The 23,967-nt window shown below is 69.7% G+C and carries 23 protein-coding genes; 19 read left to right on the top strand and 4 right to left on the bottom strand.

Annotated elements, in window-relative coordinates; translation table 11 throughout:
- Window positions 1-135 precede the first annotated feature (135 nt).
- The 4 genes from ispG (at window position 136) to HBK84_RS08575 (ending at window position 4,912) form a co-directional block, all read left to right on the top strand.
- A complete protein-coding gene (gene ispG / locus HBK84_RS08590) occupies window positions 136-1,302 on the top strand; it encodes a flavodoxin-dependent (E)-4-hydroxy-3-methylbut-2-enyl-diphosphate synthase (RefSeq protein ID WP_035963522.1) in 1,167 nt (388 codons plus the stop codon).
- On the top strand, window positions 1,299-2,159 hold the full coding sequence (locus HBK84_RS08585) for a GNAT family N-acetyltransferase (protein ID WP_167318666.1): 861 nt from the start codon (window positions 1,299-1,301) through the stop codon (window positions 2,157-2,159). Before ispG ends, HBK84_RS08585 begins: the two co-directional genes overlap by 4 nt.
- Before the next feature lie 98 nt (window positions 2,160-2,257).
- A complete protein-coding gene (locus HBK84_RS08580) occupies window positions 2,258-4,084 on the top strand; it encodes a proline--tRNA ligase (protein WP_167318665.1) in 1,827 nt (608 codons plus the stop codon).
- 21 nt (window positions 4,085-4,105) lie between these two features.
- Complete coding sequence (locus HBK84_RS08575) at window positions 4,106-4,912, top strand: TSUP family transporter (protein ID WP_167318664.1); 807 nt, start codon at window positions 4,106-4,108, stop codon at window positions 4,910-4,912.
- 21 nt (window positions 4,913-4,933) lie between these two features.
- Here HBK84_RS08575 and HBK84_RS08570 read toward each other — a convergent pair whose 3' ends face one another.
- Window positions 4,934-5,944, bottom strand: a complete 1,011-nt coding sequence (locus HBK84_RS08570; protein ID WP_167318663.1) for a hypothetical protein — start codon at window positions 5,942-5,944, stop codon at window positions 4,934-4,936.
- 96 nt (window positions 5,945-6,040) lie between these two features.
- Between HBK84_RS08570 and rimP the strand changes: the two genes are divergently transcribed.
- The 9 genes from rimP (at window position 6,041) to HBK84_RS08525 (ending at window position 14,970) form a co-directional block, all read left to right on the top strand.
- Window positions 6,041-6,532, top strand: a complete 492-nt coding sequence (gene rimP, locus HBK84_RS08565; RefSeq protein WP_035963505.1) for a ribosome maturation factor RimP — start codon at window positions 6,041-6,043, stop codon at window positions 6,530-6,532.
- A 145-nt stretch (window positions 6,533-6,677) separates the two neighbouring features.
- The gene (gene nusA / locus HBK84_RS08560) at window positions 6,678-7,655 is read left to right on the top strand and encodes a transcription termination factor NusA (protein WP_064845967.1); all 978 of its coding nucleotides are present in this window, start codon (window positions 6,678-6,680) and stop codon (window positions 7,653-7,655) included.
- 125 nt (window positions 7,656-7,780) lie between these two features.
- Window positions 7,781-8,113 (top strand): YlxR family protein, encoded by a 333-nt coding sequence (locus tag HBK84_RS08555; RefSeq protein ID WP_064845966.1) that lies wholly within the window; start codon window positions 7,781-7,783, stop codon window positions 8,111-8,113.
- 116 nt (window positions 8,114-8,229) lie between these two features.
- Entirely contained in the window at window positions 8,230-11,145 is a 2,916-nt protein-coding gene (gene infB / locus HBK84_RS08550; protein ID WP_167318662.1) for a translation initiation factor IF-2, read from the top strand.
- A 217-nt stretch (window positions 11,146-11,362) separates the two neighbouring features.
- Complete coding sequence (gene rbfA / locus HBK84_RS08545) at window positions 11,363-11,818, top strand: 30S ribosome-binding factor RbfA (protein ID WP_167318661.1); 456 nt, start codon at window positions 11,363-11,365, stop codon at window positions 11,816-11,818.
- On the top strand, window positions 11,784-13,025 hold the full coding sequence (gene truB, locus HBK84_RS08540; protein WP_167318660.1) for a tRNA pseudouridine(55) synthase TruB: 1,242 nt from the start codon (window positions 11,784-11,786) through the stop codon (window positions 13,023-13,025). Before rbfA ends, truB begins: the two co-directional genes overlap by 35 nt.
- Window positions 13,025-13,396 (top strand): hypothetical protein, encoded by a 372-nt coding sequence (locus tag HBK84_RS08535; protein ID WP_167318659.1) that lies wholly within the window; start codon window positions 13,025-13,027, stop codon window positions 13,394-13,396. The genes truB and HBK84_RS08535 overlap by 1 nt, the downstream gene beginning before the upstream one ends.
- 41 nt (window positions 13,397-13,437) lie before the next feature.
- A complete protein-coding gene (locus HBK84_RS08530; protein WP_186317216.1) occupies window positions 13,438-13,908 on the top strand; it encodes a hypothetical protein in 471 nt (156 codons plus the stop codon).
- Window positions 13,909-13,956: 48 nt separating this feature from the next.
- Window positions 13,957-14,970 (top strand): bifunctional riboflavin kinase/FAD synthetase, encoded by a 1,014-nt coding sequence (locus HBK84_RS08525; protein WP_167318658.1) that lies wholly within the window; start codon window positions 13,957-13,959, stop codon window positions 14,968-14,970.
- 19 nt (window positions 14,971-14,989) lie between these two features.
- Here HBK84_RS08525 and HBK84_RS08520 read toward each other — a convergent pair whose 3' ends face one another.
- The 3 genes from HBK84_RS08520 to HBK84_RS08510 are packed head-to-tail and all read right to left on the bottom strand — an operon-like array spanning window position 14,990 to window position 17,086.
- Window positions 14,990-15,862: an aldo/keto reductase gene (locus HBK84_RS08520; protein WP_064845962.1), complete on the bottom strand. Its 873-nt coding sequence runs from the start codon at window positions 15,860-15,862 to the stop codon at window positions 14,990-14,992.
- Window positions 15,855-16,631, bottom strand: a complete 777-nt coding sequence (locus HBK84_RS08515) for a 5'-methylthioadenosine/adenosylhomocysteine nucleosidase (protein WP_240505625.1) — start codon at window positions 16,629-16,631, stop codon at window positions 15,855-15,857. Before HBK84_RS08515 ends, HBK84_RS08520 begins: the two co-directional genes overlap by 8 nt.
- Window positions 16,628-17,086 carry an S-ribosylhomocysteine lyase gene (locus HBK84_RS08510; protein WP_085106677.1) on the bottom strand — a complete coding sequence of 153 codons (459 nt, stop codon included), beginning with the start codon at window positions 17,084-17,086 and terminating at the stop codon, window positions 16,628-16,630. Before HBK84_RS08510 ends, HBK84_RS08515 begins: the two co-directional genes overlap by 4 nt.
- 326 nt (window positions 17,087-17,412) lie before the next feature.
- Here HBK84_RS08510 and rpsO point away from each other — a divergent pair, with 326 nt between their 5' ends.
- The 6 genes from rpsO (at window position 17,413) to dapA (ending at window position 23,958) form a co-directional block, all read left to right on the top strand.
- Complete coding sequence (gene rpsO / locus HBK84_RS08505) at window positions 17,413-17,682, top strand: 30S ribosomal protein S15 (RefSeq protein ID WP_035963435.1); 270 nt, start codon at window positions 17,413-17,415, stop codon at window positions 17,680-17,682.
- A gap of 245 nt (window positions 17,683-17,927) precedes the next feature.
- A complete protein-coding gene (locus HBK84_RS08500; RefSeq protein WP_167318657.1) occupies window positions 17,928-20,186 on the top strand; it encodes a polyribonucleotide nucleotidyltransferase in 2,259 nt (752 codons plus the stop codon).
- A 21-nt stretch (window positions 20,187-20,207) separates the two neighbouring features.
- Window positions 20,208-21,611, top strand: coding sequence for a pitrilysin family protein (locus HBK84_RS08495; RefSeq protein WP_167318656.1), 1,404 nt, complete (start codon window positions 20,208-20,210; stop codon window positions 21,609-21,611).
- Window positions 21,612-21,622: 11 nt separating this feature from the next.
- The gene (dapB, locus tag HBK84_RS08490; RefSeq protein ID WP_167318655.1) at window positions 21,623-22,381 is read left to right on the top strand and encodes a 4-hydroxy-tetrahydrodipicolinate reductase; all 759 of its coding nucleotides are present in this window, start codon (window positions 21,623-21,625) and stop codon (window positions 22,379-22,381) included.
- Window positions 22,378-23,013 carry a hypothetical protein gene (locus HBK84_RS08485; RefSeq protein ID WP_144998838.1) on the top strand — a complete coding sequence of 212 codons (636 nt, stop codon included), beginning with the start codon at window positions 22,378-22,380 and terminating at the stop codon, window positions 23,011-23,013. The genes dapB and HBK84_RS08485 overlap by 4 nt, the downstream gene beginning before the upstream one ends.
- Before the next feature lie 9 nt (window positions 23,014-23,022).
- A complete protein-coding gene (gene dapA / locus HBK84_RS08480) occupies window positions 23,023-23,958 on the top strand; it encodes a 4-hydroxy-tetrahydrodipicolinate synthase (RefSeq protein ID WP_167318654.1) in 936 nt (311 codons plus the stop codon).
- Window positions 23,959-23,967 lie beyond the last annotated feature (9 nt).

Genomic DNA, 23,967 nt, shown 5'->3' with positions numbered 1-23,967 from the left:
CATTCCGGGGGCGGCGTCGTGTTCGGCGCATCACGTGCGGCTGTAGCACGTGGGAGGAGTGGGGCACAATGGACAGTGCAACATCGCGGGGCGCGCGTCACGGGCCCCGGACGCCACTTCCTTGGGAGGCAATTCGTGACCTCGGTCAATCTCGGTATGCCCGCCGCGCCCCAACCGGTGCTCTCGCCCCGGCGCAAGACCCGCCAGATCCAGGTGGGTTCGGTGGGTGTGGGGTCGGAGCACCCGATCAGCGTCCAGTCGATGACCACGACCCCCACCACGGACATCAACGCCACGCTGCAGCAGATCGCCGAGCTCAACGCCGCCGGTTGCGACATCGTGCGCGTGGCGTGCCCGTCCCAGGACGACGCCGACGCCCTGCCCATCATCGCCATGAAGTCCCCGATCCCGGTGATCGCGGACATCCACTTCCAGCCCAAGTACGTCTACGCCGCGATCGACGCCGGGTGCGCCGGTGTGCGCGTGAACCCGGGCAACATCCGCAAGTTCGACGACCAGATCGAGGGCATCTCCCGTGCGGCGGAGGCCGCGGGCGTGTCCATCCGGATCGGCGTGAACGCGGGCTCCCTGGACAAGCGCCTGCTGCAGAAGTACGGCAAGGCCACCCCGGAGGCGCTCGTGGAGTCCGCCGTGTGGGAGGCCTCGCTGTTCGAGGAGCACGACTTCCACGACTTCAAGATCTCCGTCAAGCACAACGACCCCGTGACCATGGTGCGCGCCTACCAGTTGCTCGCCGAGCGCGGGGACTGGCCGCTGCACCTGGGTGTCACGGAGGCCGGCCCGGCCCTGCAGGGCACGGTCAAGTCCGCGACCGCCTTCGGCATCCTGCTCGGTCAGGGCATCGGGGATACCATCCGCGTGTCCCTGTCCGCGCCTCCGGTCGAAGAGGTCAAGGTGGGCAATCAGATCCTGCAGTCGCTTGGGCTGCGCCCGCGCAAGCTCGAGATCGTCTCGTGCCCCTCGTGCGGGCGCGCGCAGGTGGACGTCTACAAGCTCGCCGAGGAGGTCAACGAGGGCCTGGCCCACCTGACCGTGCCGCTGCGCGTGGCCGTGATGGGCTGCGTCGTCAACGGCCCGGGGGAAGCCCGCGAAGCGGACCTGGGCGTGGCCTCGGGCAACGGTAAGGGCCAGATCTTCGTGCGCGGTGAGGTCATCAAGACCGTTCCCGAGGACCAGATCGTGGAGACCCTGCTCGCCCAGGCCAACGAGATGGCCGAGAGCATGGAATTGGACGAGAACGGCCAGCCGGTCGAGGGCGCGCCGGTCGTGACCGCCGGGTGAGCCTGCGCCGCGCCCCGCGGGTGCTCTCACCCGCCGCCGTGAACCAGTCGGCACTGGACCGCCTGCTGGCGCGGCACGCGGTGTCCGGGGTGTTCGTCGCGGCGCACGTGGCCCGGATCCGGGCCGCCCGCGGTCGGCGGCAGCCGCCCGTGATCGGTGTGGCGGACTCCTCCGGCGAGCTCGTGGGCGCGTGCTGGGCGGGAACCAACGTGGTCCCCGTGGTGCTCGACCAGACCGGGACGGACCTCGTCGCGGACGTCCTGGCCCGCGGCGGGCCCCGCTTCGCCTCGTTCTTCGGTCCCGCCGATCCCGTGCTCGGACTGTGGGAACGATTGCGGGACACGTGGCCCGAACCCTTCGACGTCCGTCCCGTGCAACCGCTGCTCGTGATGGACCGTGATCCCGCACCCGAGTTGTTCACGGGGCCCGCCCGCGATGTGCGATGGGCGCAGGACGAGGACTTCCCTCGCGTGCTGCCCGCGGCCGCGGCCATGTTCACCGAGGAAGTGGGGTACTCCCCCTTCACCACCGGGGCGGAGGGTTACCGCCAGCGAGTGCGCTCCCTCGTGCGCGATCGCAGGACCGCGGTGCTCACCGACGAGCACGGCACCGTGATCTTCAAGGCGGACATCGGGTCGCTGCACGGGTCCGTGTGCCAGATCCAGGGCGTGTGGGTGGACCCCAAGCACCGGGGGAGGGGACTGGCCGTGCCGTGTATGGCCGCGACCGTGGCGCTCGCCCGGCAGTACGTCCCGACTGTGAGCCTCTACGTGAACTCGTTCAACGCACCCGCCCTGGCCACATACCGCCGAGTGGGTTTCCGGCGGCACGAGGATTTCGCCACGGTCCTCCTGTGAGCCCCCGGGCCCGGCGTGCGCCGGTGCCGCGCAGCGATAGACTCGCGGGGATACCCGCCGCTTCGATCGATCCCTTCACGGGTGGATAGGATCCCTTCATGCCCCTTCGCCTGAGTTCCTTGTTCCTGCGCACGCTGCGCGAAGACCCCGTGGACGCAGACGTGGACAGCCACAAGCTCCTGGTGCGCGCCGGGTACATCCGCCGCGCGGCGCCCGGGATCTACACGTGGTTGCCCCTGGGGCTGAACGTCCTGGGAAAGGTCGAGCGGATCGTGCGCGAGGAGATGAACGCGATCGGCGCCCAGGAGGTGCACTTCCCGGCGCTGTTGCCGCGCGAACCCTACGAGGCCACCAACCGCTGGACCGAGTACGGTGAGAACCTCTTCCGGCTGCAGGACCGCAAGGGCGCGGACTACCTGCTCGCGCCCACGCACGAGGAGATGTTCACGCTGCTCGTGAAGGATCTTTACTCGTCCTACAAGGACCTCCCGGTCTCGCTGTACCAGATCCAGACCAAGTACCGGGACGAAGCCCGCCCCCGCGCGGGTCTGCTGCGCGGGCGGGAGTTCATCATGAAGGACTCCTACTCGTTCGACATCGACGACGCGGGGTTGGACGAGTCCTACGCCAAGCACCGCGCGGCGTACGTGCGGATCTTCGAACGCCTCGGCCTGCCGGTCGTGGCCGTGTCCGCGACCTCGGGGGCCATGGGCGGATCCCGGTCCGAGGAGTTCATGCACCCCTCGTCCGTGGGTGAGGACACCTTCGTGCGCTCAGCTGGAGGCTACGCCGCGAACGTGGAGGCCGTGACGACGGTGGTCCCGGAGCCGATCGACTACGTGGACGCTCCCGCGGCCCAAGTGCACCGCACCCCCGCGAGCCCCACGATCGAGACGCTTGTGGAGCGCTCCAACGAGTTGCACCCCCGCGAAGGCGAGCCGTGGACCGCCGCGGACACGCTCAAGAACGTCGTGCTGTCCGTCTCGTTGCCCGGTGGTAAGCGTCAGCTCGTGGCCCTGGGCGTTCCCGGGGACCGCGACGTGGACCTCAAGCGCGTGGAAGCCGGGATCGGTGAGGCCCTCGGACAGGGCGGTGAACTCGAGGTCGCCGCCGCGACCGAGGACGAGCTGCGTGCCGTGCCCGAACTCGTCAAGGGCTACATCGGTCCGGGTCTGAGCCGCGACGACGCCCTGCTCGGTTCCGAGTCCCGCACGGGCATCCCGTACTTCGTGGACCCTCGCGTGGTGCCGGGCACCTCGTGGATCACCGGCGCGAACGTGGCCGAGACCCACGTCTACCACCTGGTCGCCGAGCGCGACTTCACGTGGGACGGCACCCTCGAGGCTTGCACCGTGCGTGACGGGGACCCCGCACCGGACGGTTCCGGGCCCCTCGAGATCGCGCGTGGCATGGAGATGGGCCACGTCTTCCAGCTCGGGCGCAAGTACGCCGATGCCCTCGGGCTCAGGGTGCTGGACAGCAACGGCAAGCTCGTGACCGTGACCATGGGCTCCTACGGTGTGGGCGTGACCCGCGCGCTCGCGGCCGTGGCGGAGTTCTACCACGACGACAAGGGCCTGTTGTGGCCGCGCGACCTCAGCCCCGCGGACGTCCACGTGGTCGCCACGGGCAAGGGCACGGAGGTGCTCGAGGCCGCGGAGGAGATCGTCGCGCACCTCGAGGACACCGGGATCAGCGTCCTGTTCGACGACCGTCCCAAGGTCTCCCCGGGTGTGAAGTTCGGCGACGCCGAGCTGCTGGGCGTACCCACCGTGCTCGTGGTGGGCCGCGGGCTCAAGGACGGGATGCTCGAGCTCAAGGACCGCCGCAGCGGGCAGTCCCGGGACATCGCACGCGAGGACGTGGTTGCCGAACTCACCGCCGAACTGCGCGGATCGGACACCCCCGCGGACGACACCCTGTAGTCCCGGCCCGGGTGTTCCGTCATGGACCTGTCCGCCCTCGCGGGATCCGGTCTGGACTCCGCCGCCTCCGGCTTCGTCGTGCTGCTGGTGCTCACGGGTTTCGCCGCGGGGTTCATCGACGCCGTGGTGGGCGGTGGAGGGTTGCTCCAACTGCCCGTGATGCTGCTGATCCCGGGCATCACCCCGGTCCAGGCGCTCGCGACGAACAAGATGGGCTCGGTCTTCGGCACGACCACGTCCGCGGTGACGTTCTACCGTCGCGTCCACCCGGACCTGCGCACCGCGCTGCCCATGGCCGTCGTGGCCCTCGTCGCGTCGGGGGCGGGTGCGGCCGCGGCCGCCGCACTCCCGGCCGCGGTGTTCAAGCCGATCATCGTGCTCGCGCTGATCGCCGTGCTCGTGTTCACGGTGGCCAAGCCATCCATGGGTCAGCTGACCGCGCTGCGACACACCGGCGCGCGGCACTACGGGCTGGCTGTCGCGCTAGGCGCCTTGATCGGTTTCTACGACGGCGTCATGGGCCCGGGAACGGGGTCGTTCCTGATCATCGGGCTCGTATCGTTACTGGGCTACAGCTTCCTCGCGGCGAGCGCGAAGGCCAAGATCGTCAACCTGGCCACGAACATCGGCGCCATCGCGGTCTTCGCCGCGCACGGTTCCGTCCTGTGGGGGCTGGGTCTCGTGCTCGGGCTTAGCAACATGGCCGGGGGTTACATCGGCGCACGCACCGCGGTGGCCCGGGGCAGCGCGTTCATCCGCGTGGTCTTCTTCACGGTGGTCACGGTGTTGATCGCCAAGCTGGGGTTGGACATCCTCACGGGTCGCTGACCGGCGCGTGCGCTGCGTGCGTCATTCCCTCCCCAGCAGGGCGGGCACCGGGTGTGCGGGGTCCAGGTGCTGCGCTGCGACGGCCGTCTCCAGCAGCCCCGTGAGCAGCCAGTCCCGGTCCTCGGGCGACGACGCCCCCACGGCGGACACGAGCGCGGCGCTCGCCTCGCGCAGTGTCCCGCCCACCGCTCGGGTGGGGTCCTCCGCGAAGCCGGCGGGCAGGACGTGACCGCCCGCGACGGGTGCGGGATCGCACGACAACATCGGAGTCACCGCCGGCTCACGCAGCGTGGCATCGAGCGTGTCCGTGACCGCGTCCATGGTGCCCCTCTGTGCGGCGTCGGCCGGGATCCGCGCAGCGGCCGCCTCGGCGGTGAACCGCGCACGGTCCAGGGCCGTGACCGCCGCGAGCTGCGCAGGTTCGCACGACGACGCCGCGTCGTCGTCGGTGTCCCCGCCGTCCCCTTCCTCGGTGGGTACTTTCGATGCCGCTCCGCTGACAGGGCCGTCACCGTCCCGTTCCCCTGCGGATCCGTCCGACGTTGCGGGGGAACCGGCCCCCGAACCCGCCTCGCTCTCTTCTGTTCGGCGTGCGGTGGGGTCCGCGCCAGCCGGCGGTGGCTCCGCCGCCCACCACGACGCCGCGACGCTCGCGGCGGTGGCCGCTAGCTCCCCGTTCGGCGAGGTCCTGGCGACGTCCTCGAGCCAGGCTGCGGCGTCGGCCAGTGAACTCGGCGGGGCCCCGGTACCGCGTGCCTCGAGGTGGCGGGCCTGGGAGGGAGTTGCCGCCGGACCGAACGCGGCCTCCTGATCCGCCAGGACGGCGTCGGGAAGGACCGAGGGATCGGGGTGCAGGTCCGTGCGCACGGAGGCGACGGTCGCGCGCGCGCCGAGGCGTGCGGCGTCGTCGTCGGACAACGAACGCCAATGAGCCCACAAACCCGCGGCGAGCACGAGCACCAGGACCAGGGTGAGCGCCACGGCCAGGACGCGCCAGGCGCTGGCGGGGGGTGCGGGCGGGCGAGAACTCACGAATTCCTCCGGGGGACGGGTCTGTTCCATGATAGGGAGCAGCACGCAGGACGAACGCGGCGCGGTGACCCCGCGAGCCGCACGAGGAGGACGGACATGACGACAGTGGACGAGACGCGCATCCGCGCGAGCGTGGAACCGGTGGTCGAGGCCGCCGGGCTCTTCCTGGAGCAGTGCGAGTTCACGGGCCAAGGCGGGAACCGGATGCTGCGTGTGCTCGTGGACCTGCCGGACGGTACGGACTCTCTGAGCCTGGACCGCGTGGCGGAGGTGGCGCGGCAGGTCTCCGACGCCCTGGACCGCGACGACCCCGTGCCCGGCCCGCCGTACGAACTCGAGGTGTCCTCGCCGGGGGCCACGCGCGACCTGGAGACGCCGCGGCACTGGCGGCGCAGCGTGGGTCACCTCGTGCGGATCCGGCCCGCGGAGGGGGAGCGCTACTCGGCGCGGCTGCTCGAGGCGCACGAGGACCACGCCGTGGTCCAGCGCTGGCACCAACCCAAGAAGGGAATGCCGGTGAAGTACCTGGACCCCGAGCGCGTGGCCTACGCGGACGTGCGCGGTGCCAAGGTGGAGGTGGAGATCTGACGTCCCCGCGGGATGTACGATAGCCGGAAGAACACGAGACAGACCCATGCAGCAGCGCTCCGCACCCCGCGTGCGGCGCGCTGTTTGGTTCTCGGCCCCGAATACGGTGCGGAACCCCCGCGTGGTGCGAAGGAAGGCCGGACACATGGACATCGACATGAGCACCCTGCGCTTGCTGGAACGCGAGCGCGACATCCCCGTGGACGTGCTGATCCCCACGATCGAACAGGCCCTGCTGCTCGCGTACATGCGCTCGCCGGGGGCCATCAACGGCGCCCGTGCCGAGGTCGATCGTCGCAGCGGACACGTGACCATCTGGGCTCCCGAGCTGGACGAGAACGACGAGCGGGTGGGCGAGTTCGACGACACCCCGTCCGGTTTCGGTCGTATCGCCGCCGCGACCGCGCGCCAGGTCATCCTGCAGAAACTGCGCGACGTCGAGGACGACAACGTCCTGGGTCACTTCAAGGGCCGCGAGGGGGAACTCGTCTCCGGTCAGATCCAGCAGGGCAACAACCCCAAGATGGTCCAGGTGAACCTGGGCACCGTGGAGGGACTGCTGCCGCCGCACGAGCAGGTCCCCGGGGAGCGCTACGAGCACGGTCAGCGGATCCGCGCGTTCGTCGTGGAGGCCAAGCGCGGGTTCAAGGGCCCGTCCATCACGCTGTCCCGCTCCCACCCGGATCTGGTGCGCCGACTGTTCGAGATGGAGGTCCCCGAGATCGCGGACGGTTCCGTGGAGATCGTGACCCTGGCGCGCGAGGCCGGGCACCGCACGAAGATGGCCGTGGCCGCCAAGCGCCCCGGGGCCAACGCCAAGGGCGCGTGCATCGGTGACATGGGTTCGCGCGTGCGCGCGGTGATGAACGAGCTCGGAGACGAGAAGATCGACATCATCGACTACTCGGACGATCCCGCCCGGTTCATCGGCAACGCCCTGTCCCCGGCACGGGTGTCCCGGGTGAACGTGCTGGACGAGGGTGCCCGTTCCGCGCGCGCCGTCGTCCCGGACGCCCAGCTGTCCCTCGCGATCGGCAAGGAGGGGCAGAACGCCCGCCTGGCCGCGCGGCTCACGGGGTGGCGCATCGACATCGTCCCCGAATCCCGCGCGACGGATCGCTGAACATCCCCAGGATTCGGGGGAATCCCGCGCGGCGCGCTAGACTTTGCTCTGATCAGGTCGACCATCGTCCTTCCGCGCGGTTCCGTGCCGCCTGAAAACCGGACGACGGGTCATGAGGAGCGGGGATGAGCGTCAACAGTCTTCGTACCTGTGTGGGGTGCCGAGAGGTGAGCCCCCCTGATCAACTCGTCCGCGTGACGATGGAGGACACACCGCAGGGCCCCCGGGTCGTGGCGGATCTTCACCGCCGAGCGGGAGGCCGAGGAGCCTGGGTGCACGCCACCCGGCAGTGCGTTGCCACCGCGGTGCGCAAACGGGCGTTCCATCGCTCGTTCCGTACCGCCGTGACCACGGACGACCTCGAGCAACAGCTGCGCGTCCTCCTGCCGGTGCAGGAGGACGAACACCAGGAAAGCGAGTCAGAAGCCCATGGAAAACCGATGAGTGCCGGCCGATGAGTGCCTTCGAGTACTCAACCCGCGGCCACGCGGGACGCACGTGTGCGTCCGGTGGCCACGTCAACGGAAAATAAGCGGTTCGTACCTGTTTCGGTGCGGACCGAGACAGGAGAACAGTGGCCAAGCCCCGTGTCCACGAGCTCGCGAAAGAGCTCGGAATCACGTCCAAGGAAGCTATTTCCAAACTTCAGGAACTCGGCGAATTCGTTCGCGGAGCGTCCTCTACGGTGGAACCGCCCGTGGCCAAGAAGCTGCGTTCGGCGTACCCCGCCGGCGGCGATTCCGCCGCGCAGTCCAAGAACCCCGCCGGGGGCAACTCCGGCAAGCCCGCGCAGCAGGGCGCCAGGAAGCCCGCGGAGAAGTCCTCCGCGCCCAAGCCCGGGGGCAGGGTCCAGCCCAAGCCCGCCGGTTCCGACGCCCCTGCCAAGCCCGCTGCCGGATCCGCCGCGCCGACCCCGGGTGCCCCCAAGGCTCCCGCGAAGTCGGCGTCCGAGCCCCAGGCCTCCGAGACCCCGGTTGCGAAGCCCGCTGCCTCCAAGCCCGCTGCCTCCGACTCGGCCACGCCGCGCAGTGCGGCGACCCCGGGCCCCCGTGCCAACGCCCCCAAGCCCGGTAGTGCCAAGCCGGGTCAGTCCGCACCGCGTCCGGGGAACAACCCGTTCGCGTCCCAGCAGGGCATGGGCCGCGGTTCCGACGGTGGTCAGCGTGCGCCGCGCCCCGGCCAGCAGCGCTCGGCCAAGCCCGGAGCACCGCGTCCCGGTAACAACCCGTTCGCGTCCCAGCAGGGGATGCGTTCGAGCAATGCCGGTCAGGGCGGACCCCGTCCCGGCGGTCCCCGTCCGGGTGGCCCCCGTCCCGCTCAGGCGGGCCAGGGTGGCCCGCGTCCCGGTGCGCCCCGTACGGGTGCACCGCGAACGGGTCAGGGCGGCCCCCGTCCCGGTGGACCCCGCCCCTCGCCGAACATGATGCCCGGTCATACCACGGGTGTGGCCCCGATCGGTAGCCGCCCGGCACCCGGTGGGGGACCCCGCCGCGGTGGTGGCGCCGGCGGCGGTGGTACCGGTGGCGGTGGTTTCCGCGGCCGCGGTGGCCGCGGTGGCACGCAGGGTGCCTTCGGTCGCGGTGGTGCCCGCGGCAAGCACCGCAAGTCGAAGCGGGCGAAGCGCCAGGAGCTTGAGCAGATGAGCGCACCCGCCGTCGGCGGCGTGTCGGTTCCTCACGGCGACGGCAGCACTGTGGTGCGGCTGCGCCGCGGTGCCTCGCTCATGGACTTCGCGGAGAAGATCAACGCGAACCCGGCGTCGCTCGTGACCGTGCTCATCCACCTGGGTGAGATGGCCACGCAGACCCAGTCCCTGGACGAGGACACCTTCCAGCTGCTGGGTGCCGAGCTCGGTTACCAGATCCAGGTGGTCTCCCCGGAGGACGAGGAGCGCGAGCTGCTCGAGTCCTTCGACATCGACCTTGAGGCGGAACTGGAGGCTGAGGGCGAGGACGTCCTGGCACCGCGCCCGCCGGTGGTCACCGTCATGGGTCACGTGGACCACGGTAAGACCCGCCTGCTGGACGCGATCCGTAACACCAAGGTGATCGAGGGTGAGGCCGGCGGCATCACCCAGCACATCGGTGCGTACCAGATCTCCACCGAGGTGGACGGTCAGGAACGGCTCATCACGTTCATCGACACCCCGGGTCACGAGGCGTTCACCGCGATGCGTGCTCGTGGTGCACAGGTCACGGACATCGCCGTGCTCGTGGTCGCCGCGGACGACGGCGTGATGCCGCAGACCGTCGAGGCGCTCAACCACGCCCAGGCGGCGAACGTGCCGATCGTGGTCGCCGTGAACAAGGTCGACAAGCCGGACGCCAACCCGGAGAAGATCCGCGGTCAGCTCACCGAGTACGGCCTGGTGCCCGAGGAGTACGGCGGCGACACCATGTTCGTGGACGTCTCCGCCCGTGAGAACCTGCACATCGACGACCTGCTGGACGCCATCGTGCTCACGGCGGACGGCGCTCTGGAACTGCAGGCGAACCCGGACAAGAACGCCCGCGGCGTCGCCATCGAAGCCAACCTGGACAAGGGGCGCGGCGCGGTGTGCACCGTGCTGGTCCAGTCCGGCACGCTCACCGTGGGCGATTCGATCGTGGCCGGTGCCGCGTACGGTCGCGTGCGTGCCATGTTCGACGAGATGGGCCGTACCGTGGAGGCGGCGCTGCCGTCCCGCCCGGTGCAGGTGCTGGGTCTGTCCTCCGTGCCGCGCGCGGGTGACACGTTCCTGGCCACCCAGGAGGAGCGCACCGCGCGTCAGATCGCCGAGAAGCGTGAGGCCGCGGACCGCAATGCTCAACTCGCCAAGCGCCGCAAGCGGATCACGCTCGAGTCCTTCGACGAGGCCGTGGCCGAGGGCAAGATCGACACCCTCAACCTCATCATCAAGGGTGACGTGTCCGGTGCCGTGGAGGCGCTCGAGGACTCGCTGCTCAAGATCGACGTGGGCGAAGAGGTCCAGCTGCGGGTCATCCACCGCGGCGTGGGCGCGATCACCCAGAACGACGTCAACCTGGCCACGGTGGACAACGCCGTGATCATCGGCTTCAACGTTCGTCCCGCCGAGCGCGTGACGGACCTGGCCGAGCGCGAGGGCGTGGAGATGAAGTTCTACTCCGTGATCTACAACGCGATCGACGAGGTCGAGAGCGCGCTCAAGGGCATGCTCAAGCCGGAGTACGAGGAGGTGGAGCTCGGTACCGCCGAGATCCGCGAGGTCTTCCGCTCGTCCAAGTGGGGCAACATCGCCGGTGCGTACATCACCAAGGGTGTGGTGCGCCGCAACGGCAAGGCCCGCCTGGTGCGCGACGGCAACGTGGTGCAGGACAACCTCACCATCGATTCGCTGCGCCGGTTCAAGGACGACGCCACCGAGGTGCGCGAGGGTTACGAGTGCGGTATCGGACTCGGTTCCTTCAACGACATCCGCGAGGGCGACCTCATCGAGACCTGGGAGATGCGCGAGAAGCCGCGCGACTGACGGGTCCCCGCGGCCGGTGCACTCACGCGAGCGCACCGGCCGCGACCACGTGACAGCGGGTCCGGGTGCCCGTGTGATTCCCACGAGATCACGCGGGTACTCCGCCCGCACCGCGATCCGTTCCGTGATGGGCGGATCGCACCGGGTGGCGCGTCACGGCGCACCACCCCCGCACAGTGCAACGCCCCGGCGTTGCCCGGACACGAGGAGTACCACCATGGCCGACGCCGCCCGCGCCGCTCGACTGGCCGATCGCATCAAGGTGATCGTGGCCCAGGCGCTCGAACGCAGGATCAAGGACCCCCGGGTGGGTTTCGTGACCGTCACGGACGCGCGGGTCACCAACGACCTGCAGCACGCCACCGTGTACTACACCGTCTACGGGGATGAGACCCAGCGGCAGGACACCGCGCGGGCCCTCGAGTCCGCCAAGGGCATCCTGCGCTCCGAGGTCGGGAAGAACATCACCGCTCGCCTGACCCCCACGCTCACCTTCGTCGCGGACGAGATCCCCGCGGACGCCGCACGTCTCGAGTCGCTGCTGCGCACCGCGCGTGAGAAGGACGCCCAGGTGGCTGAACAGGCCCAGGGCGCTCAGTACGCCGCAGGGGAGGACGCCTACCGCACGTCCGACGCGGATGACGAAGCCCCCGAGAGCCGGTCGCGGGACTGACCCGGTGACCGATCGCCAGGAAATCCCGAGCCCGGCACCCTCGCTCCCGAGGGTGGCCGGGCTCGTCGTCGTGGACAAACCGCTCGGCTGGACCTCGCACGACGTCGTCTCGCGCATGCGCCGCCTCGCGGGGACCCGCAAGGTGGGTCACGCGGGCACGCTGGACCCCGCGGCGTCGGGCGTGCTGGTCGTGGGGGTCGAGAAGGCCACCAAGCTGCTGACCTACGTCACGGGCACGGACAAGACGTACCGGGCGAGCATCCGCCTGGGTGCCGCGACCGTGACCGACGACGCCGAGGGGGACGTCACGAGCACGGCCGCGCCCGAGCGGCTCGCCGCGCTCACCGATGACGCCGTCCTGGCCGCGGTCGCCGAGCTGACCGGTGAGATCCAGCAGGTCCCGTCCGCGGTCAGCGCGATCAAGGTGGGCGGGCAGCGCTCGTACGCCCGCGTGCGCAAGGGCGAGGACGTGGAGCTGCCCGCGCGACCGGTCACCGTCCACGAGTTCACGGTGCACGGGATCTCCCGCGAGCCGACCGACGCTGAGCCCACCGCGGTGGATGTCGATGCGACCGTGACGTGCTCCTCCGGGACGTACATCCGCGCCCTCGCGCGCGACCTCGGGGAGGCCCTGGGCGTGGGCGGGCACCTCACGGCGCTGCGGCGCACGCGCGTGGGGTCGTTCACGCTCGAGCAGTCGCACACGCTCGACGAGCTCACGGAGCAGGTGCGCGCCGGCGGCACGGTCTCGACGCTGCCGATCGACGACGCCGCGCGCGGACTGTTCCCCGTGCGCGACCTCACCGCCCGGGAGGCCACGGACCTGTCGCACGGGCGCAGGATCGCCGCGACGCAGGTTCATCCTGGCGGCGCTTCGCAGGTCGACGGCGCCGCGTCTCGTTGCGGGGCAGGAGCCGGTGACACCGCATCCGCCGGCGACGTCGCGGCGTCGGGATCCGAGCCGGCCGGGGGATTCCGGGCGGGGCTGCCCGTTGCGTGCTTCGCACCGGACGGGACACTCGTGGCCCTCGCCGAGGACCGCGGCCCCGCCGACCGCCGATACACGACGTCGGTGCTAGGCATAGCAGCGGGGGTGACGTTCACGGCTGCCGCGGCGCCGGATGATACAGGCGTGGAAAAACCCGGGGCGGGCGACCCCGGAGCGGGACAGGACGGAACCAAGCGAACGGAACGGACGCACGACTGATGCTGTGGGGTTATGACGGGTGGTTCTGGGCATCGGTGGTCCTGGGTGCGCTCTCGTGCGTGATCTGCCTCGTGCAGGCCACGCGCGGCCGTGCGCCGGACGACTTTTCCCAGGGTTCCGTGCTCGTGCTCGAGGCGTTCCTGCTGGTCTACGCGGTGGGCTCGGTGTTCCTGCCCGTGCTGGGTCCGGATCCCTCCGGGAGCCTGCTCGAGTACTGGGGCTACTTGCTCACGGCGCTGCTGATCCCCGCGGGGACATTCGTGTGGTCCCTCGTGGAACGCTCGCGGTGGTCCACCCTCATCCTGGCCGCCGCCGGTCCCGTGGTGGCCGTGATGGTCTACCGCATGAACTTCATCTACTACTACCAGTGACGCCGCAGCGGCCGGGACGGGCCGCCGGGGGAAGGACGAGCATGGCTGAGCCCTCACGCACCACGCTGCAGAACCGTTTCGGGCGGTCAGGGCCCCGCGCGGGATCCGACCGGAAGAACTCGGGGTTCGGGCGGCTGCTGATCGTGGTGTACGCCGTCTTCTCGCTCTCCGCGGGGGTGCGCTCGCTCTACCAGCTCGCCACCGAGTTCTCCGCGGCCCCGCTCGCGATCATCCTGTCCACGATCTCCGCCGCGATCTACGTCCTGGCGACGATCGCCTTGGCCAAGTCCGGTCCGGGCTGGCACAGGGTCGCCACGGTGGCCGTGGTCGTGGAGCTCGTGGGTGTGCTGGGCGTGGGCCTGCTCAGTGTCCTGGAACCGCAGTTGTTCCCCAAGGCGAGCGTGTGGTCCCACTTCGGTGCCGGTTACGGCTACGTGCCGCTCGTGCTCCCGATCGTAGGGCTCGTGTGGTTGTGGCTGACACGGCCCTCCCGGCGGAGCGGTAGGCTCTAGACGTCGCCCGCACACACCCTGACCACGCAGAAGACATCAAGGAGAACAGTGATTCGCTGGAGAAGCCTGGACGAGGTCACCCCGGGATTCGGTCCCTCCGTGGTGAGCATCGGCAACTTCGACGGTGTCCACCGCGGTCATCAACACGTGTTCGCGCGGCTGCTCGAGACCTCCCGGCGTCTCGAGGCCCGCTCCGTGGTCGTGACCTTCGATCCGCACCCGGCTCTCGTGCACCGGCCCGAATCTCACCCTGGACTTATCATGGGTCTCGAGGACAAGCTCGACGCCCTCGAGGCCACAGGTGTGGACGCCGTCCTCGTGCTGCCGTACAGCCTCGAGTTCTCCGAGCTGAGCCCCGAGGAGTTCGTGGTCGACTACCTCGTGAAACCGCTGGGCGCGGTGTGTCTCGTGATCGGGTCGGACGTCCGGCTCGGGCGTGACAACACGGGGGACCTGCCGGTGATCAGGAAGCTCGGCCGTGAACACGGCTTCGAGGTCGAGGTCGTGGACGACGTCGCGGGTCTGGTCCCCGAGGACTCGGATGCACTCAACGGTCTGGTGGGCTGGAGCGACGACCGTCGCTGCTCGTCCACGTGGGTGCGCTCGTGCCTCGAGGCGGGGGACATCCGCGGTGCTGCCAAACTGCTCGGCCGGCACCACCGCATGCGCGGGGAAGTGGTGCACGGGGCCGCACGCGGGCGTGAACTGGGCTTCCCCACGGCCAACCTGGCACCCGAGGCCACGGGGTTCATCCCGGCGGACGGGGTCTACGCGGGCTGGCTCGTGGACCAGGACGGCACCCGCTGGCCCACGGCGATCTCCGTGGGGTCGAATCCCACGTTCGACGGTGTGAACCGCCAGGTCGAGGCCCACGTGATCGACCGCCCGGACGAGGCCGTGGAGGACTTCGACCTCTACGGGCAGACCGTGGTGGTCGAATTCGTGGAACGCCTGCGCGGGATGGTGGCCTACCGGGGGATCGACGCGCTCGTGTCCCAGATGCGCGACGACGTGAATCGGTCCCGCGACATCCTGCGGGAACAGGCGCGCGGGACCGACTGAGCTCACCCGGTGGGGCTGATCACATCTCCTCGTGCACGGAGGGGTCGAACCCCGAACCGCTGATGCCGGTGTGCAGCATGCGCACCCGTTCCATCTGCTCGTCCGTGAGTTCCCACTCGAACACGTCGATGTTCTCCGCCATGCGCTCGGTGTTCGAGGACTTGGGGATCGCCACGATGCTCGACTGCACGTGCCAGCGCAGCGCCACCTGGGCCGGGGTGCGTCCCACCTTGCGTGCGATCTCCACGAGCCACGGGTCCTGCAGGAGGTCCGTCTTGCGCCCCAGCGGGGACCACGCCTCGGTGAGGATCTTGTGCTCCTCGTGGAACGCCCGCAGGGTCTCTTGCTGGTACTGCGGGTGCAGCTCCACTTGGTTGACCACGGGCATCTCCCCGGTCTCCCGCTCCAGGCGCAGGAGGTGCTCGGGCAGGAAGTTGGACACACCGATCGAGCGGATGAGGCCCTCGTCGCGCGCGGCCATCATGGCGCGCCACGTGTCCACGTACCGGTCCACACTGGGGTTGGGCCAATGGATCAGGTAGAGGTCCAGGTAGTCCGTGCCGAGCCGTTCGAGCGTGCCCTCGAGTGACCGCCGCACGCTGTCCGTACCGTGGTCCCGGCCTGGGAGCTTGGACGTGAGGAACAGGTCCGAGCGGGGGATGTCGCAATAGCGCACACCGAGGCCCACGCCGCGTTCGTTGCCGTAGTTCACCGCGGTGTCGATGAGCCGGTAGCCGCGCCACACGGCCTCGGGGATCAGGGCCTCGGCCTCGGCGTCGTCCATGGGGTACGTGCCGAACCCCAGCTGGGGGATCTCGTGACCGTCGCGCAGCACGTGCTTGGCGACGTCCGGGGCGGCGTCCTTCAGGTCCTTGGTCTTGTCGTCACTCATGCGTTCCTCTTTCTCCTCGACGTGTGGGTGGCTGGACGGGCGGAAGCCCGCCGAGCAGTTCGGTCACGGCCTGGGCGCTGATCCGGGCCACGATGTCCAGTTCCATGTGGAACTGCTGGTCCGCGGCGGGACCGCACAGGTCCGAGATCGCGCGCACGGCCAGGAAGGGCACGCCACGGTCGTGGCACACGTGCGCGAGCGCCGTGGTCTCCATGTCCGTGCTCAGGGCCTCGGGGAACACCTCGCGGGTCGCCCCCACGTTGCGCGCCGTGACGAACGCGCCGCCCGAGAGCATCGTCCCGCGCCACGCGGCGTAGCCCTCTGCGGCCGCGAGGCTGCTCGCGGCCGCGACGAGCTCCGACGACGCCGCGAAGGCCGGGGGCATCCCGGGCACCTGTCCCGGTTCGTACCCGAAGGCGGTCGCGTCCGCGTCCGCGTAGCGGAACTCGGTGCCGATCACCAGGTCACCCACGTTGACGTCCGCGCGCAGGCCCCCGGCGGAACCGGCGGAGATCACGGCGCTCGGTTCGAACCGTTCCAGCATCGCGCTCAGGGTCGACGCGGCATTGACCAATCCGATCCCGGTGCGCACCACGAGCACGGGGCGCCCCGCGGCCTCGACGGCGTACAGCTCGGCACCGCCGATCACATGGGGGTTCTCGCAGCGGGAGTCGGCGTCCGCGAGGAACGGTTCGGCCTCCTCCGCCATGGCGACCACGACGGCCGGTGCGCCCACGCACGCGGCGAACCGTGCGGCGTCGTCCGTCACCGCGTGACCTCGTCCCAGTGCTCGCGTTCGGCCAGGAATCCGCGCACCGCGTCCTGGGCGGCCTCGAGGCTGTGGTTGGCGCCCCAGCCGCACTGCACCTCGTTCGCGGCCGGGACTTCGTCCGCCTCGAGGATGTCCCGGAACGTGCGCTCGAGCAGGCGCTCGAACTCCTCGGTCTCCACTCCCAGCATGAGCGCGTAGAAACCGGTCTGGCAGCCCATGGGGGAGAAGTCGATCAGGGCATCCGTGTGATTGCGCATGTGCTCCGCGGTGAGGTGCTCGATCGAGTGTACTGCCGGCATCTCCAGGTGCGCCTCGTTGGGCTGGGTGAAGCGGACGTCGTACTTCACGAGGGTGTCACCACCCGGCAGTTCCTTCCGATCCGCGATCCGCACGTAGGGGGCGGCTACGCTGCGGTGGTCCAGGTTGAATGATTCGACGTTCATCTTCTGCATGCCCCCATTGTTCCAGGTCGGTCCCGCTTCGCACGTCCGGGGCGCTCCCGAGGGGCGGCGACGTCGCTCCCGTTGGACGGCGCTGGCCCTCCCGCGGGATTGCGACGGCGCTGCCGCACCGTGGGGGTGCGGGGCCCTGCAGCGGTGCGCCGCGCCGTCGTCCGCCGAGTGGTGACGGCCCTTACGGTGCCCCGGCGGATGATCGGTTAGGATGGACGCTGGTCTGACTGCGGTCCGTGGCGGTCCGACCCCGGGAGCTCGCTCCCGGACCCCGGGCGAGAATCTCACGCACCGGGCGGTCACGGTACTGACTCGAGGAGTTACACATGGCCCTGGATGCCACGATCAAGAACCAGATCATCACCGAGTACGCGACGCACGAGGGTGACACCGGTTCGCCCGAGGTGCAGATCGCGGTGCTGTCCCGTCGGATCTCCGATCTGACCGAGCACCTGAAGATGCACAAGCACGACCACCACACCCGCCGTGGCCTCATGGCCCTGGTGGGACGGCGTCGTCGCATGCTGGACTACCTGCGTCGCACCGACATCGCCCGCTACCGTGCGCTCATCGAGCGCCTCGGCCTGCGCAAGTGATGTGACCGGTTCCCCGTGCCCCTGTCGGAGCGCGGGGAACCGCCGCAACCGGCGCTGTTCGTGACGAACACCGCCACCCGGACCGCGTGTCCGGACAATCCAACGAGAAATCACGTCATGGCGTGACCGCGCTGCATGTCGCGGTCCTCGACAGTGGCCTTCGCAACGCTCACGCGCTGCGAGCGCCTCGATCGAAGACCGGTGTGTCGCGCGGATCGCGCACCACGAAGAAACGGAGGTGACCCTTGGAGGGTCCCGAAATCCAGAGTGCAGAAGCCGTTATCGACAACGGCTCGTACGGCAAGCGCGTCGTGCGCTTCGAAACCGGCCGACTCGCCCGCCAGGCCGCGGGTTCGGCCATGGTCTACATCGACGAAGAGACCTCCATGCTCTCGGCCACGGCCGTGGGCAAGCACCCGCGGGAGGGCTTCGACTTCTTCCCGCTCACGGTGGACGTCGAGGAGCGGATGTACGCCGCGGGTCGCATCCCCGGTTCGTTCTTCCGCCGTGAGGGTCGCCCGTCCACGGACGCGATCCTCACGTGCCGTCTGATCGACCGCCCGCTGCGCCCCGCGTTCGGCAAGGGCCTGCGCAACGAGGTGCAGGTGGTCGTGACCGTCATGTCCATCGCCCCGGACGAGATCTACAACACCGTGGCGATCAACGCCGCGTCCATGTCCACGACCCTGTCCGGGCTGCCCTTCCAGGGCCCCGTGGGCGGCGTGCGCATGGCGCTCATGGCCCAGGAGAACGGTTCCCATCAGTGGATCGCGTTCCCTAAGCACTCGCAGCTGGAGAACGCCGTGTTCGACATGGCCGTGGCCGGCCGCGTGGTGAGCACCAAGGACGGCGGCTCGGACGTCGCGATCATGATGGTCGAGGCCGAGGCCACCGACAACGCCTGGGAGCTCATCAAGGGCCAGGGCGCGGTTGCACCGACCGAGGAGCTCGTGGCCGAGGGCCTCGAGGCCTCCAAGCCGTTCATCAAGGCCCTGTGCGACGCCCAGGCGGATCTCGCCTCCCGCACCGCCAAGCCCGAGCTGGACCTGCCTCGCTTCGGCGGGTACGGGGACGACGCCGCCGGGGCCGTCAAGGACTTCGTGGGCGAGCGCATGGCGGAGGTCTACTCGATCGCCGGCAAGCAGGAGCGCGAGGCCGCGACCGACGAACTGCACCAGTCCACGCTGGCCGAGCTCACGGGCGAGGGCAAGGCCTTCGAGGGCCGCGCGGACGAGGTCAACGGTGCCTACCAGGCCCTGACCAAGCAGACCGTGCGCCAGCGCATCCTCAAGGACAAGGTGCGCATCGACGGCCGCGGTCTCACGGACATCCGTCAGCTCAGCGCCGAGGTGGACGTGCTCCCGCGCGTGCACGGTTCCGCGCTGTTCGAGCGCGGCGAGACCCAGATCATGGGTGTCACCACGCTGAACATGCTCAAGCTGGAGCAGCAGATCGACTCGCTGGCCCCGGTCAAGCACAAGCGTTACATCCACCACTACAACTTCCCTCCGTACTCCACGGGTGAGACCGGCCGCGTGGGTTCGCCCAAGCGCCGCGAGATCGGTCACGGCGCGCTCGCCGAGCGTGCGATCACGCCCGTGCTGCCCTCCCGGGAGGAGTTCCCGTACGCGATCCGTCAGGTCTCCGAGGCGCTGGGCTCCAACGGCTCCACGTCCATGGGTTCCGTGTGCGCGTCCACGTTGTCGCTGTACAACGCCGGTGTGCCGCTACGGGCTCCCGTGGCCGGTATCGCCATGGGCCTGGTCTCCGACACCGTCAACGGCGAGGTCCAGTACGCGGCCCTGACCGACATCCTCGGTGCGGAGGACGCGCTGGGTGATATGGACTTCAAGGTCGCCGGTACGTCCGAGTTCGTGACCGCGATCCAGCTGGACACCAAGCTGGACGGTATCCCCGCCTCGGTCCTGGCCTCGGCCCTGACTCAGGCGCGCGAGGCCCGGCTCTACATCCTGGACGTGCTGACCTCCGCGATCGACGCCCCGGACGAGATGAGCGAGTTCGCGCCGCGCGTGATCTCGGTGAACGTGCCCGTGTCCAAGATCGGTGAGGTGATCGGCCCCAAGGGCAAGATGATCAACCAGATCCAGGAGGACACCGGCACCGACATCTCCATCGAGGACGACGGCACCGTGTACATCGGCGCCACGGACGGCCCCTCCGCGGAGGCCGCGCGCTCGGCGATCAACGCGATCGCCAACCCGCAGGTCCCCGAGGTGGGCGAGCGCTACCTGGGCACCGTGGTCAAGACCACCACGTTCGGTGCGTTCGTGTCCCTGACCCCGGGCAAGGATGGTCTGCTCCACATCTCCGAGATGCGCAAGCTCAACGACAGCAAGCGTGTCAACGAGGTCGACGACGTCGTGTCCGTGGGCCAGAAGGTCCAGGTGGAGATCACCAAGGTGGACGACCGCGGCAAGCTGTCCCTCGCGCCCGTCGTGGCCGAGTCCGAGGCCCCGGCCGAGTCCTCCGACGACGAGAACTGAGCAGAGGGTGTTCGTTACTAGATGACAGTTGTTCACCTTCCCCTGAGGGCGGGCGATCCCGCGGAGCACGTCTCCGGCGGGGCCGCCCGCCTTCGGGCCTATTCGGCCACGGCGCAGGCGCCGGGCTTCACCCACGTGGTGCACGACGACGCCGAGGGCGCCGTGATCATGCGCACCGTCCTGCCGTGCGGGACCAGGGTGCTCACCGAGAAGATGCCCGGGCAGCGTTCGGTGTCCGTGGGGTTCTGGGTGAGCCTGGGCTCGCGTGACGAGGCCCCGGGCATGCTCGGTTCCACGCACTTCCTGGAGCACCTGCTGTTCAAGGGCACCTCCCGGCGCAGTTCGCTCGAGATCGCGGAGGCCTTCGACCGCGTGGGCGGGGAGTCCAACGCGTTCACGGCCCACGAACACACGTGCTACCACGCACGGGTGCTCTCCGAGCAGTTGCCCATGGCGGTGGACGTGCTCGCGGACATGTTCACCGGTGCCGTCCTGGACCCCGAGGAGTTCGACCGCGAACGCGGTGTGATCCTCGAGGAGATCGCCATGGACCGGGACGATCCCACGGACTTCGCGTTCGAACAGTTCAACGCCGAGGTGCTCCACGGGTCCGCGCTCGCGCGGCCCATCGCGGGCACCCCCGAGGAGATCCGCTCCGTGACCCGTGACGCGGTGTGGCAGCACTACCGCGGCTCCTACCGCCCCGAGAACCTCGTGGTCACGGTGGCCGGGGGTCTCGACCACGACCGCGTCGTCGAACTCGTGCGCGAGTCCTTGGCCCGCGCGGGCTGGGACCCGGACGCGACCGGTCACGCCGGTGCCCGGCGGGACTCCTCGCCGGCGCAGCTGACGCCCCTGGTGGGGACCCACACGTTCGAGCGCCCGGTCGAGCAGGCCCACGTGGTGCTGGGCGGCGCCGGACTGCAGTCGGGGGACGAGCGTCGCTTCGCGATGACCGTGCTCAACGCCGCCCTGGGTGGCGGGATGTCCTCGCGGTTGTTCCACACCATCCGGGAGCAGAAGGGGCTCGCGTACTCCACGTTCTCCTTCTCGGGCTCCTACTCGGACGCCGGGTTCTTCGGGATGTACGCGGGGTGCACGGGCGAGCGCGTGGACCAGGTCAGCGAGCTCATGCGCGCCGAGCTGGACCGGCTCGCCCAGGACGGGATGGATGCGGCAGAACTCGCGAAGGTCGAGGGCCAACTCAGCGGTGCCACGGTCCTCGCCCTCGAGGACACAGGGTCACGGATGTCCCGGCTGGGGTCCGCGGAACTGAAGACGGGCATCTTCATGGACGTGGACGAGTCCCTGCGGCGCATCCGCGCCGTGACGTCCGAGGACGTGCAGACACTGGCCGCGCAATTATCCGCGGACGCCACGGTGCGCACCGTGGTGGGGCCGCACGTCGAGCAGAACCAGGAATGAGGCGGGATCACATGAACGAGCAGATCAAGGTGGCCGTACTGGGCCGCAACGGACGCATGGGCTCCGAGGCAGTGAAGGCCATCACGGACGCCTCGGACATGGAACTCGTCGCGGCCCTCGGTCGCAGTGACGACCTGCAGGAGATCGTGAGCTCCGGCGCGCAGGTGATCGTGGACCTAACGGTCCCGAGCGCCACGCGGGAGAACGTGCGCTTCGCCGTGGAACACGGTATCCACGCGGTCGTGGGGACCACGGGCTGGGACGACGCCACTCTGGCCGAGCTCGAGTCGTGGCTCGCCGATTCCCCGGACACGGGTGTGCTGATCGCCCCCAATTTCGCGGTGGGTGCGGTGCTCGCCATGAAGTTCTCCGAGATGGCCGCGGCGTTCTTCGAGTCCGTGGAGATCGTGGAGCTGCACCACCCCCAGAAGCTCGACGCCCCGTCCGGTACCGCGGCGCGAACCGCCGCGCTCGTGGCCGCCGCGCGCGAACGGGCCGGTGTGGCGCCGTCGCCGGATGCCACGGAATCCGATCCGCACGGCGCACGCGGTGCGGACCTGGACGGTGTGCACGTGCACTCGGTGCGGTTACGCGGGCTCGTGGCCCACCAGGAGACCCTGCTGGGCAACACGGGGGAGCAGCTGACCGTGCGCCACGATTCCTTCGACCGCGTGTCCTTCATGACGGGTGTGCTGTTGGGCGTGCGCTCGGTCGCGAAGCACCCGGGGCTGACCCACGGCTTGGACGGCTACATGGACCTGGGGCTGTGAGCCGCGCCCGTTCCTTCTCCGGTCTGCGCTGGTGGGCCACGGCCGTGATCGTGCTGCTCGTGATCACGGTGCTTATCCTGCCGATCTCCGTGGGCTCCAAGATCTGGCTCGTCGCCATGTTCGCGTTCGCCGCGGTATTCACCGTGCTCGAGGTGGGTGCGAAGGGTCGTATCCTGGCCGCGCTCATGATCGGGCTGCTGGCCCTGTACCTCGCCTTGGCCTTCCACCGGGCGGTCCTGTTGCTCGGCACGGGGGGCTGGCTGCCCACCCTGCTGGGCGTGGCCATGCTCGTGATCCCCGCGGTGGGCACGTGGGCCATGGTGCGCGAGATCGTCTTCGGCGCCCGCACAGAACGCCTCGGCCGGGAACTCGCCGCGCGCGGTGAGCTTCCCGCGGACGATCTGCCGAGGACCCCGTCCGGACGGTACGTGCGGGCCGCCGCGGACGAGCACTTCGACGTCGTGCGCCGCGAGGTCGAGGCGTTCCCCGCAGACTGGGGCGGGTGGTACCGACTGAGCCTCGCGTACTCCGCGAGCGGCGACGGCCGGCGGGCCCGCAGGTCCATGCGCACCGCCATAGCCCTACATCGGGGGACGGATCCGGAAACGGTGCTCGCCCGCTCTGGGCGGTAACCTGTGGATATGACACACGACAGCGCACCTGCGCGGACGCAGCGGTCCGCGCCCATGTTCGGGTCCCTGCTCACCGCCATGGTCACGGTCTTCCACGACGACGGCTCGGTGGATCTCGAGGCCACGGGTCGCCTCGCCGAGCAACTCGTGGACGACGGTTGTGACGGTCTGGTGGTGTGCGGCACCACCGGTGAGTACTCCACTATGACCGACCAGGAGAACCTTTCGGTCTTCCGTGCCGTCAAGGATGCCGTGGGCGGGCGCGTACCGCTGCTCGCGGGGACCGGTTCGAACGACACCGAGCACTCTCGCTTCCTGTGCCTCGAGGCGCAGAAGATCGGGATGGACGGCCTGCTGATCGTCACCCCGTACTACAACAAGCCCAGCCAGGCGGGGGTCGAGGCGCACTTCCGTTCGCTTGCGGACTCCGTGGACACGCCCGTCATGGTGTACGACATCCCCGGGCGCTCGGGGATCCCGATCGAGCCCGAGACCATGATCTCCCTGGCCTCCCACCCGAACATCGTGGCCGTCAAGGACGCCAAGGCGGACTTCATGGCCGCCGCCCGGGTCATGGCCGAGACGGACCTGCTCTTCTACTCCGGCGACGACGGTCTCACCCTCCCGTGGATCGCGCTCGGCGCGTCCGGGCTCGTGGGTGTGACCACCCACATCGACACCCCGCGCTACCGCCAACTCGTGGACGCCTCCCTGGCGGGGGACCTCGAGACCGCGCAGCGGCTCAACGAGGAGTTGTTGCCGCTCGTGCGTGCCACCATGACCCGGATCCCCGGGGCCGTGGCCGCGAAGACCATTCTTCATTGGCAGGGCCGCCTGCCGAACAACACGGTGCGCTTGCCGCACGTGACACCCACACAGGCCGAGCTGGAGCAGATCCGCTCGGACCTGAGCACGTCGGTCATCGCTGACACGCTGACCACCTGAGATGAAAGG

Source organism: Kocuria sp. KD4 (assembly GCF_011769905.1).
Taxonomy (GTDB): Bacteria; Actinomycetota; Actinomycetes; order Actinomycetales; family Micrococcaceae; genus Kocuria; species Kocuria marina.
This window is presented reverse-complemented; position numbering and strand designations above follow the sequence as displayed.

Coding starts and splice junctions, on each gene's coding strand:
- HBK84_RS08580 (WP_167318665.1), top strand. CDS start 2,258: ATGCCCCTTCGCCTGAGTTCCTTGTTCCTGCGCACGCTGCGCGAAGAC.
- HBK84_RS08575 (WP_167318664.1), top strand. CDS start 4,106: ATGGACCTGTCCGCCCTCGCGGGATCCGGTCTGGACTCCGCCGCCTCC.
- rimP (WP_035963505.1), top strand. CDS start 6,041: ATGACGACAGTGGACGAGACGCGCATCCGCGCGAGCGTGGAACCGGTG.
- nusA (WP_064845967.1), top strand. CDS start 6,678: ATGGACATCGACATGAGCACCCTGCGCTTGCTGGAACGCGAGCGCGAC.
- HBK84_RS08555 (WP_064845966.1), top strand. CDS start 7,781: ATGAGCGTCAACAGTCTTCGTACCTGTGTGGGGTGCCGAGAGGTGAGC.
- rbfA (WP_167318661.1), top strand. CDS start 11,363: ATGGCCGACGCCGCCCGCGCCGCTCGACTGGCCGATCGCATCAAGGTG.
- truB (WP_167318660.1), top strand. CDS start 11,784: ATGACGAAGCCCCCGAGAGCCGGTCGCGGGACTGACCCGGTGACCGAT.
- HBK84_RS08535 (WP_167318659.1), top strand. CDS start 13,025: ATGCTGTGGGGTTATGACGGGTGGTTCTGGGCATCGGTGGTCCTGGGT.
- HBK84_RS08530 (WP_186317216.1), top strand. CDS start 13,438: ATGGCTGAGCCCTCACGCACCACGCTGCAGAACCGTTTCGGGCGGTCA.
- HBK84_RS08520 (WP_064845962.1), bottom strand. CDS start 15,862: ATGAGTGACGACAAGACCAAGGACCTGAAGGACGCCGCCCCGGACGTC.
- HBK84_RS08510 (WP_085106677.1), bottom strand. CDS start 17,086: ATGCAGAAGATGAACGTCGAATCATTCAACCTGGACCACCGCAGCGTA.
- rpsO (WP_035963435.1), top strand. CDS start 17,413: ATGGCCCTGGATGCCACGATCAAGAACCAGATCATCACCGAGTACGCG.
- HBK84_RS08495 (WP_167318656.1), top strand. CDS start 20,208: ATGACAGTTGTTCACCTTCCCCTGAGGGCGGGCGATCCCGCGGAGCAC.
- dapB (WP_167318655.1), top strand. CDS start 21,623: ATGAACGAGCAGATCAAGGTGGCCGTACTGGGCCGCAACGGACGCATG.
- dapA (WP_167318654.1), top strand. CDS start 23,023: ATGACACACGACAGCGCACCTGCGCGGACGCAGCGGTCCGCGCCCATG.